This is a genomic window from Cellulomonas massiliensis JC225, assembly GCF_000312005.1.
GTDB classification, from domain to species: domain Bacteria; phylum Actinomycetota; class Actinomycetes; order Actinomycetales; family Cellulomonadaceae; genus Cellulomonas; species Cellulomonas massiliensis.
Map to the genome: position 1 here is coordinate 1,908,048 of NZ_HE978588.1, position 10,063 is coordinate 1,918,110.

The window sequence follows — 10,063 nt, forward strand, 5'->3', positions numbered from 1 at the left end:
GCGACGCGCGACGCGCCGAGCGGCCGGCTCTCCCGGGCCCCGTCCGCCGGCGGGCAGGATGCTGGCGTCCGCCGCACGCGGACGGCGCCCGGCGACCCGACGCCCGGCACCCGCACCCGAGGAGCACCGATGCTGTTCGACCTGCCGCTCGACGAGCTGCGCACCTACCGCCCGGACGTCGCCGAGCCGGACGACCTCGACGCCTTCTGGGCCCGCACGCTCACCGAGGCCCGCGGCCACGACGTCGCGGTGCGCCGCACCCTCGTCGACACGGGGCTCACGGCGGTCGACACCTACGACCTCGAGTTCGCGGGCTTCGGCGGCGACCGCGTGCGCGCGTGGCTGCGGCTGCCCGCCCACCGCGAGGGGCCCCTGCCCGTCGTCGTCCAGTACGTCGGCTACAACGGCGGCCGCGGCCACGCCCTCGAGCTGCCGGTGTGGCCGCTCGCCGGCTTCGCCCACCTCATGATGGACAACCGGGCGCAGGGCGCGGGCTGGCAGCAGGGCGCCACGCCCGACCCGGCCGGGGGAGCCGGCCCGGAGCAGCCGGGCTTCCTCACCCGCGGCGTGCTCGACCCCGAGCGGTACTACTACCGGCGGCTCGTGACGGACGCCGTCCGTGCCGTCGACGCGGTGCGGACCGTGCCGGAGGTGGACCCCGAGCGCGTGCTCGTGGCGGGGATCAGCCAGGGCGGGGGGCTCGCGCTCGCGGTCGCCGGGCTGGCCGAGGTCCGGGGTGCGATGGTCGACGTCCCGTTCCTGTGCCACGTCGCGCGCGCGGTGACGATCACCGACGCCGACCCCTACGGCGAGCTCGTCCGGTACCTGCGCGTGCACCGCGACGCGGAGGAGACGGTGCTGCGCACGCTGTCGTACGTCGACGGCGCCGTCCACGCCCGACGCGCCACCGCCCCGGCGCTGTTCTCGGTGGCGCTCATGGACCAGACCTGCCCTCCCTCGACCGTCTTCGCCGCGTACCACGCCTACGCGGGGCCCAAGGACGTCGTCGTCTACCCGTGGAACGAGCACGAGGGCGGCCAGGTCGAGCAGGAGGGGCGCAAGCTGCGCTGGGCGCGCGAGCTCCTGGCCTGAGCGACCATGGAGGGATGAGACCCCGCACCGAACGGGTGACCCCCGCTCAAGCCGCCCCGCTCCGGAGCCGAGGAAAGACCATGCGCCCTCACGCCCTGACCCGGCTCGTCGCCGCGTTCGTCGCCGTCGCCGCGGTGGTCGTCGGACTGTCCACGCCCGCCTCCGCGGCGGCCGCGCCCACCAGCATCGTCGTCGTCCCCGGCGACCGGGCGCTCACGGCCGAGTGGTCGGCCGTGCGGGGCACCACCCAGTACGAGCTCCAGGTCAGCCGGTCGAAGAGCTTCAGCTCGGGCTCGACGACGACGATCCGCACGCCCAAGACCGTGAAGATGGTCACCGGTCTGGAGCTGTGGCAGACGTACTACGTGCGCGTCCGGGGCCTGACGGGCGTCAAGACGACGTGGACGGCGACGAAGACGACGGAGCCGTCGCGCCGCGCGGTGGGCGCGACGGCGATCACGGTCGCGTCGGCGGGCACCGACAAGGTCAAGGTCAGCTGGCCGCGGCTGCCGCGCGCGACGAAGGTCGTCGTGCTGGCGTCGTACAGCAACGGCACGATCGAGAACTCGGCCAAGAACTGGGCGACGGGCGCGCCGGCGACCCGGACGTCGGCCGTCGTGACGGTCCCCGACGCGTTCCGCTACCAGGTCGGCTCCACGACCGGGAACCCCGTCTACGTGCGCGCGATGTTCTACAACGGCTCGCGCCTCAACCGTTCGACGGTCACCATCGCCTGGCCGACCCCGCCGAAGGTCGTGGGCGGCGCGGAGGACCAGCTCAAGGTCGCGTCCTACAACGTCGCGTCGGTCGGGGCGACGAAGAACATCGACGGACGGCAGTGGGTCGACCGCCGAGCGGCGGTGGTCGCGAACATCACCAAGGCGCTCCCCGACGTGATCGGGGTGCAGGAGGCCTCGGGCGCGCAGGTGGTCGACGGCAAGCCGCTGCGGCAGTTCGAGGACCTCGCCGACCGGCTCGAGCGCGCCGGCGGCTACGCGATGGCGGGCGACGCCCCGATCGTGCCCGGCGTCGCCGTCGCGGAGCACGTCTACTACCGCCCGTCGCAGGTGACGCTGGTCGACGCGGGGTACGAGCGCGTGTTCACCCTCGCCAAGCCGTTCCAGGGCACGGCGAAGTGGGTCGACGACGCGGGCAAGCCGGAGGAGGACCACTTCGTCCCGTGGGCGGTCTTCACCTCGAAGGCGACCGGGCGCACGTTCCTCGTCACGTCCGTGCACCTGCTGCAGGGCGGCACGAGCAACTCCCAGAAGGTCCGCAAGGCGTGGGCCTCCGGCGTGCGGCAGATGGTCAAGGACGTGGCGGCCGACCACGGCGTCGCGTCCGCGCCGGTGATCATCACGGGCGACTGGAACAGCGACGTCGAGCCGTACCCGAACGGCCCCGTCACCGACTCGCTGCGGTACGGGTACGTGGACGCCGCGGCGTCGGCGCGCGTCGTCAAGAACCAGTACTCGACGTCGAACAACCGCACGTCGTCCGTCGACGACGGCTACCCGGCCAAGCCGTACGTGTACACGTGGGTGGGCCCGCGGATCGACCACATCCTGGTGAAGAACGGCGGCGGCACGGTGTCGTACGTCAACCACCTGGTGACGAGCGGGTCCTCGTTCGACCCGGTGTACCAGGGCTCGGACCACAACATGCAGGTGGCCACGCTGTCACTCCCGCGCTGAGCCGCGGGGGTCGCCCGCTCAGGGGGCGCCGACGGCCCGCTCGCAGGCCGCGAGCAGCAGCTCGGCCGACTCGCGCACCCGCTGGACCTCCTCGACGCGCAGGCCGAGGCGCCCGACCATCGCCGCCGGGATGCCCTCGGCCTGCGCGCGCAGCGCCCGGCCGGCGTCGGTGAGGCGGATGGCGAGCGCCCGCTCGTCGTCGCGCGACCGCGCGCGCTCGACGAGGCCGAGCGCCTCCAGCCGGCGCACGAGCGGTGAGGTGGTGCCCGGCTCCAGGTGCAGCAGGTCGGCCAGCTCCCGCAGGGCCAGCGGACCGTGCTGCCACAGGGCGAGCATCGCGAGGTACTGGGGGTGCGTGAGGCCGAGCGGCTCCAGCAGCGGCCGGTAGAACGCGACGAGGCTCCGTGCGGCCGCCGACATGGCGAGGCAGACCTGCGCCTCGAGCGCGAGCGGGTCGGGGGCGGGGGCAGACGTCGTGGGCACGGCGCCACCCTACTCGTGAGTGGGCATATGATGAGGGCACTCACGAAAGGGGGGCGCCATGGCTCCGGGTCCGCAGGACGAGGGGCGGCCGCGCCGCGACGTCACCGCCTGGCTCGCCCGCTATCTCATCGGGCCGCCGCAGGTCAGCGACCCGACGGAGCCGCTGCGTCCGCCGACCGAGGAGGAGCGGGCGCGCGACGAGGCGCTGCGCACCGAGCTCGTCCGGGTCACCGACGCCGCCGGACGGACCTACCTCGTCAGCCGCGACGACGTCTGAGGACGTCAGGCCGCCGCGGGTGCGACGCGCTGCGGCGCGAGCCGCATCCGGCCGAGCGCGATCAGCGTGATGCCCTCCACGAGCAGCTGGACGCCCAGCAGGATGCCGAGCAGCTCGGCGGTCGCCGCGACGGGGTTGATGAGCACGTAGGCGCCGAGCAGCACGCCGGCGACGCCGCTGATCGCCAGGAGCAGCCGGCTGCCGGTCTGCGAGGCCGAGGCGACGAGCCGCGCGACGCCACCCGTGAGGAAGAGCGCCCCCGCGAGCACCGTCAGCGCGATCGCGCCCAACTCGGGGTTGCGCAGGATGAAGATGCCCAGGACGAGCAGCGCCGCACCGCCGAGCGCGGCCCAGAGCACGCCGCCCGAGCGGATCCGCGCCAGCGCGCTGACGAGCAGGACCAGCCCGCCCAGCAGCGCCGTCCACGCGATGACGAACACCGAGACCACCGTCGCGACCACCGCGTAGCCGAGGGCGACGAAGCCTCCGACGACGAGCAGGATCCCCAGCACCACGTCGAGCGTCGTCCGTGAACGCTCCTCCACCGACTCAGGCACGTGCCCACCCCCTCGCGCCGGCGGCCCCCGCGGGCCCGGCGACGAGGGTCACGCTAGCGGCCGCGCGGGGGCACGGCGAGGGCCCGGGCGCGCGGCCCGGGCCCTCGCCGCGTCGCCGCAGGTCAGACCGTGTCCTGGGAAGCCCCGGCGGCGGCCCGGCCCGCCTCCAGACGCGCGACCGGGACGCGGAACGGCGAGCAGGACACGTAGTCGAGCCCGACCTCGTCGAAGAAGTGGATCGACTCGGGGTCGCCGCCGTGCTCGCCGCAGACGCCCATGTGCATCGCCGGCTTCGTGGCACGGCCGCCCTCGACGCCCGCCCGGACCAGCGAGCCGACGCCGTCGGCGTCCAGCGTCTCGAACGGGGAGATCGTCAGCACGCCGTTGTCGAGGTACTGGGCGAAGAACTCGCCCTCGACGTCGTCGCGCGACATGCCCCACGTCGTCTGCGTGAGGTCGTTCGTGCCGAAGGAGAAGAAGTCCGCCTCCTCGGCGATCCGGTGCGCCGTGAGGGCCGCGCGCGGCAGCTCGATCATGCAGCCGATCGGCACGTCGAGCGTCGTGCCCGCGGCGTCGCCGACCTCGCGCAGCACCTGCTCGGCCTCGTCGCGGACGATCTGCAGCTCCCGCACGGACCCGACGAGCGGCACCATGATCTCCGGCCGTGGGTCCCTGCCGGCCCGGCGCAGCTCGACGGTCGCCTCGGCGATGGCCCGCACCTGCAGCGCGAACAGGCCCGGCAGGGTCAGGCCGAGGCGCACCCCGCGCAGGCCCAGCATCGGGTTCTGCTCGTGCATGTGCTCGACGGCCGCGAGGACCTTCTCGTCGTGCGGGTCGGCCTCGCCACGCTCGCGCGCCACCGCGACGTCGACCGCCAGCGTCGTGAGGTCCGGCAGGAACTCGTGCAGCGGCGGGTCGATGAGGCGGATCGTCGTCGGCAGGCCGTCCATGGCCTCGAGCAGCTCGACGAAGTCCTGACGCTGGACCGGCAGCAGCGCGTCGAGCGCGGCCCGGCGCTCGGCGTCGTCGCCCGCCAGGATGAGCTGCTCGACGAGCCGACGGCGGTCGCCGAGGAACTGGTGCTCGGTGCGGCACAGCCCGACGCCCTGCGCGCCGCGCTCCCGCGCCCGCGTCGCGTCGGCCGCGTTGTCGGCGTTGGCGCGGACCCGCAGGCGACGCACCTTGTCCGCGTGCTCCATCACCCGGTGCACGGCGCTGACGAGACCGCGTGCCTCGTCGTCGTCCCCGGCGGCCTCGAGGCCCGCCTCCAGGCCGCGGCTCACGTAGACCATGACCGGGGAGTCGGTGACCGGCACGTCGCCGACGAACACCTCGCCGGACGAGCCGTCGATCGCGATGGTGTCGCCGCCGTGGAGCACCGTCTTGCCGACGGTCACGGTGCCCGCCACGGGGTCGATCCGCAGCGCGTCCGCGCCGACGACCGCGCACCGGCCCATGCCGCGGGCCACGACCGCCGCGTGCGACGTCTTGCCGCCGCGCGCCGTGAGGACGCCCGCCGAGGCGATCATGCCCTGCAGGTCGTCGGGGTTGGTCTCCTTGCGGACGAGGATCGCCGGCGTGCCCGCCTCGGCCGCGGCGACCGCCTGGGCGTTGTCGAACGCGATCGGCCCGACCGCGGCGCCGGGCGAGGCCGCCATGCCGCGGGTCAGCAGGGTGGTCTCGGCGTGCGGGTCGAACTGCGGGAACAGCAGCGAGGTGAGCTGCTCGCCGGAGCACCGCGAGAGCGCCTCGTCCATCGTGATGAGGTGCTCGTCGACGAGCTCGGTGGCGATCCGGAACGCCGCGGCGGCTGTGCGCTTGCCGACCCGCGTCTGCAGCAGCCACAGCTTGCCGCGCTCGATCGTGAACTCGATGTCGCACAGGTCGCGGTAGTGGGTCTCGAGCCGCCGCATCGCCTGCACGAGGTCGGTGTACGCGGGACGGTCGAGCACCTCGAGCTCCGACAGCGGGAGGGTGTTGCGGATGCCGGCGACGACGTCCTCGCCCTGCGCGTTCGGCAGGTAGTCGCCGTAGATCCCGGGCTCGCCCGTGGAGGGGTCGCGCGTGAAGCAGACGCCCGTGCCCGACGTGGGTCCGAGGTTGCCGAACACCATGCTCACGACGTTGACGGCCGTGCCCAGGTCGTGCGGGATCCGCTCGCGGCGCCGGTACAGGCGCGCGCGGTCGGTGTTCCACGAGTCGAAGACGGCCTCGATCGCCATGTCGAGCTGCTCGCGCGGGTGCTGCGGGAAGTCGCGGCCGGTCTCGTCCCGGACGATGTCCTTGAACGTCTCGACGAGCTCGCGCAGGTCCTGCGTCGACAGGTCGACGTCCGTCGCCGCGCCCACCTGGGCGCGCTTGCCGTCCAGCGCGTCCGCGAACCGGTCGCCGTCGATGTGCAGGACGGTCTTGCCGAACATCTGGACGAGCCGCCGGTAGGAGTCCCACGCGAAGCGCTCGTCCCCGGAGAACTCCGCGAGGCCCTTGACCGAGGCGTCGTTGAGCCCGATGTTGAGGACGGTCTCCATCATCCCGGGCATCGAGAACCGTGCGCCGGAGCGCACGGAGACGAGCAGCGGGTCGTGGAAGTCGCCGAGCCGGCGGCCGAGGGCGTCCTCGATCTCGCGGACCGCCAGCGTCACCTCGACCCGCAGCTCGGGGGGCACCGCGCCGTCGCGCAGGTACGCGCGGCAGGCCTCCGTCGTGATCGTGAACCCCGGCGGCACGGGCAGGCCCAGGCGGGTCATCTCCGCGAGGTTCGCCCCCTTGCCGCCCAGCAGGTCCTTCTGGTCCTTGTCTCCGTCCGCGAAGCGGTACACGTACGTGGCCACCGGCGTCTCCTTCGTCGCAGGTCTGACCCGACCAGCATGCTCCGGGCGCGGGTCGGTGCACCGGACGAAGGGCCCAGAAGATCCGGCCGCCTTCCCCGCCGCGGCCGGGCGGGCGCCCCGGCGCTGGGGGAGACTGCGAGCATGAACGCCACCTCCGCCGACGTCCTCCCGCTCGGCCGCGCCCCGCGGCCCACCACCGGCGACGAGCTCGCCGCGCGGCTGCGCGCCGCCCTGACCGAGAACCTGCGCGGCATCGCGGACGCATCCGCGGCGCGCGTCACGGCCCGGGTCGAGGGCGACGACGTGCCCGAGCTCGACGTCGACCTCACCGGGCTCGTCGTCGCGCAGGTGCCGCGGTCGGCGCCCGCGGCCCCGCCGGCGGTCGCCGTGCGGGAGCGCACCCCGGGCGTCGTGGGCCGGCTGCAGGTCGACGCGCACCCCCTGACGGTGATCGGCGTGCCGGTCGACGTGCGCGCCGACCTCGCCCAGGTGCCGTTCGCGTGGGTCGAGACCCCCGACGGCGCGCTCGGCGCCGAGCTGCTCGAGCCGACCGCGGACGCCCCCGTCACCGGGTCTGTGCGCGTCGCGGCTCCGCGCGAGCAGGTCGTCGCGGCGGTGCGCACCGTGGCCACCCAGGTCGCCGCCTCCCAGGGCGTGACGCTGCAGAGCCTCGACGTCGCGCTCGAGCAGCAGGGCCCGCGCGCGGTCTCCGTGCGGCTCGACGCGAAGGTGCGCAAGAGCCTGCTGTCCGCGTCCGTGCAGGCCCGTGCGACCGCGACCGTGACGGACGACCTCGTCCTGCGGCTGTCCGACGTCGACCTGTCGAGCGGCAACCCGCTCGTCGGCGCCATGCTCGCGGCCGCCCGCGGCCGGGTCGACGCGCTCGCCGCCCGTCCGGTCGACCTCGCCGCCCAGCTGCCGCCGGGCGTGCGCCTCGAGGACGTGCGCATCGAGGTGGGGGAGCAGCTCGTCCTGACGGCCCGCGCCGTCTGACGGCAGGGCGCTCGGACGGCGCCGGTCAGCGGCGGCGACCGACCACCGCGGCCACGACCGGCGCCAGCAGCGCCACCCCCGCGGCCGCGGTGGCGGCCGTCGCGACGACCGGGTCCAGCGGCGCGCCCTGCGTGCGTCCCACGGCGACCCACGCGAGGCCCCACGCCATCGCCAGGCCGGCCGCGACCGCGACGACCGGCCGCCGGCGCGCGTACCACCCGTAGGCGACGGCGAGCAGCGCGGCGGCGGTGACGAGGACGACCGACCACCCGGTCGCCCCGAGTCCCAGCCCGCCGACGCCCGAGGCCGCGAGCGCCGCCGCGGTGTTCGCGAGCGTCGCGACGCTCACCCAGCCGAGGTACAGGCCGACGGTGCCGTCGAGGACGACCGCCTGCAGCACCGAGCCCGGCGGGGTGGCGACGAGCAGCACGAGCAGCCGCGCGAGCACCGCCAGCAGCACGCCGATGACGACGACCGAGGCCCAGAGCCACCCGGCCTGGACGACGCCGATCCACGCGGCGTTGAGCACCATGCTCGCGAGCACCCACCACGCCGTGGCCCGCAGCCGGGGGTCGGTGCGGCGGCCCGGCAGCGCCTGCACCACCGCGAACGCGACGAGGCCGAGGTAGATCACCGACCAGATCCGGAACGCCGGGGTGTCGGGAGCCACGGGCGTCGCGTCGGCGGAGAGCGCACCGCCGGCGGCGTCCTGGATCGGGGTGCCGCCGAAGGCGCCCGAGCCCAGGGCGGCGGCGGCCACGGCGAGCAGCGCGCCGACGAGCACCACCGCCTGCCGGACGCGGTCGGACGAGCGAGGGGGAGCGGGCCGTTCCAGGGTCGCGGTCATCGCTCCATGGTGGCCTCGCTCAGCATGCTGAGCATCTCGAGGGGCCCGGCGCAGGTCAGCGCGGGGCCGGGCCCGTCGACCCGCGCACGACGAGCTCGACGGCGACCTCGACGTGGCGCCCCTCGACCTTCTGGCGCGCCAGCATCCGGACCAGCAGCCCGACGGCCAGACGGCCGAGCTCCGCCAGCGGCTGGCGCACCGTCGTGAGGCGCGGCGTCGTCGCCGTGGCGACGGCGCTGTCGTCGTACCCCGCGACGGACAGGTCGCGCGGGACCCGGAGCCCGCGTGCGGCGGCCGCCTCGAGCGCGCCCAGCGCCGCCTTGTCGTTGAAGGCGACCAGGGCGGTGGGAGGGTCGGGCAGCGCGAGGAGCTCGGCCGCGGCGCGCCGGCCCTCGTCCACGGTGGGCTCGGCGTGCCGGTGCAGGGCGGGGTCCGCCAGCAGCCCGGCCTGGGCCAGCGCCGCGACGTGGCCCGCGAGCCGCTCCGTCCCGGCGAGCCACTCGAGCGGGCCGCCGAGCACGCCGATGCGCCGGTGGCCCAGCCCCAGCAGGTGGCGCGTCACCTCGGCCGCGCCTCGCTGGTGCGCGGCGCACACGGTGGGCACGTCGGCCGGCGACGGCGTGCGGGGGTCGACGACGACGAAGGGGACCCGTGCCTGCCGCAGCGCGGTCAGCTCGCCCGGTCCCTCGGGCGGGAGCACGAGCACCGCTCCGGCGACGTCCCGGCGGCCCGCGAGGGCGACGAGCGGGTGGGTGAGCTGCCGGCTCTCGCCGGCGTCGAGCAGCACCTCGCGGTCGTGCAGCTCGAGCTGCTCGACCACGGACGAGACGATCTCGCCGAAGTAGTCGGTGAGCACGTACGGGCAGCGGACGAACACGGGGCCCGACCGGGGGACGGGGGCGGTGCGGGGTGCCGGCGCGCGGGCGCCGAGCGCGGCCATCGCCTCGAGCACGCGGGCGCGCGTGGGCGCGGCGACGTTGCCGTAGCCGTTGAGCACGCGCGAGACGGTGGCGATCGAGACGCCGGTCGCGGCGGCGACCTCGCGGACGGTGGCACGTGCCACGGCGCCCTCCTGTTCCAGTGGGTGTTTCACTCCGGGGACGAGTCTGGCATTGACCTGTGTGCACGGGAACGCCTGGACTGTCCGGATCGGGCTGCAGCGTCGCGCTCGCGTTACACGCGTTTCAGCGAGCGGCGGCGCGGCCGCACGGCGCCGGGGAGGCCCGGCCGACGACGAGGAGACGCGATGACGGTGACCGGCTGGCGGGCGGCGGCGGCCGCGCTCGGGT

Annotated in this window: 9 protein-coding genes; 4 read left to right on the plus strand and 5 right to left on the minus strand. The window is 75.2% G+C overall.

Annotated elements, in window-relative coordinates:
• The first annotated feature begins 129 nt into the window (after positions 1 to 129).
• On the plus strand, positions 130 to 1,092 hold the full coding sequence (locus tag HGCM_RS09110) for an acetylxylan esterase (RefSeq protein WP_026075368.1): 963 nt from the start codon (positions 130 to 132) through the stop codon (positions 1,090 to 1,092).
• A gap of 80 nt (positions 1,093 to 1,172) precedes the next feature.
• Entirely contained in the window at positions 1,173 to 2,786 is a 1,614-nt protein-coding gene (locus HGCM_RS09115; protein WP_019136539.1) for an endonuclease/exonuclease/phosphatase family protein, read from the plus strand.
• 18 nt (positions 2,787 to 2,804) lie between these two features.
• On the opposite strand, the gene HGCM_RS09120 is transcribed toward HGCM_RS09115, so the two are convergent.
• Positions 2,805 to 3,269, minus strand: coding sequence for a MarR family winged helix-turn-helix transcriptional regulator (locus HGCM_RS09120; RefSeq protein WP_019136540.1), 465 nt, complete (start codon positions 3,267 to 3,269; stop codon positions 2,805 to 2,807).
• A gap of 58 nt (positions 3,270 to 3,327) precedes the next feature.
• Between HGCM_RS09120 and HGCM_RS09125 the strand changes: the two genes are divergently transcribed.
• Entirely contained in the window at positions 3,328 to 3,546 is a 219-nt protein-coding gene (locus HGCM_RS09125) for a hypothetical protein (protein ID WP_019136541.1), read from the plus strand.
• 5 nt (positions 3,547 to 3,551) lie between these two features.
• Here the strand turns inward: HGCM_RS09125 and HGCM_RS09130 are convergent, their stop codons facing one another.
• Together HGCM_RS09130 and ppdK are read right to left on the minus strand one after the other, a co-directional pair.
• Positions 3,552 to 4,103, minus strand: a complete 552-nt coding sequence (locus HGCM_RS09130; protein WP_147572767.1) for an HdeD family acid-resistance protein — start codon at positions 4,101 to 4,103, stop codon at positions 3,552 to 3,554.
• A 122-nt stretch (positions 4,104 to 4,225) separates the two neighbouring features.
• On the minus strand, positions 4,226 to 6,934 hold the full coding sequence (gene ppdK, locus HGCM_RS09135) for a pyruvate, phosphate dikinase (protein ID WP_019136543.1): 2,709 nt from the start codon (positions 6,932 to 6,934) through the stop codon (positions 4,226 to 4,228).
• Positions 6,935 to 7,075: 141 nt separating this feature from the next.
• Between ppdK and HGCM_RS09140 the strand changes: the two genes are divergently transcribed.
• Positions 7,076 to 7,927, plus strand: a complete 852-nt coding sequence (locus HGCM_RS09140; protein ID WP_019136544.1) for a serine/threonine-protein kinase — start codon at positions 7,076 to 7,078, stop codon at positions 7,925 to 7,927.
• A 25-nt stretch (positions 7,928 to 7,952) separates the two neighbouring features.
• On the opposite strand, the gene HGCM_RS09145 is transcribed toward HGCM_RS09140, so the two are convergent.
• Positions 7,953 to 8,774, minus strand: a complete 822-nt coding sequence (locus HGCM_RS09145) for a TspO-related membrane protein (protein ID WP_019136545.1) — start codon at positions 8,772 to 8,774, stop codon at positions 7,953 to 7,955.
• Positions 8,775 to 8,829: 55 nt separating this feature from the next.
• Entirely contained in the window at positions 8,830 to 9,837 is a 1,008-nt protein-coding gene (locus HGCM_RS09150) for a LacI family DNA-binding transcriptional regulator (RefSeq protein ID WP_019136546.1), read from the minus strand.
• Positions 9,838 to 10,063 lie beyond the last annotated feature (226 nt).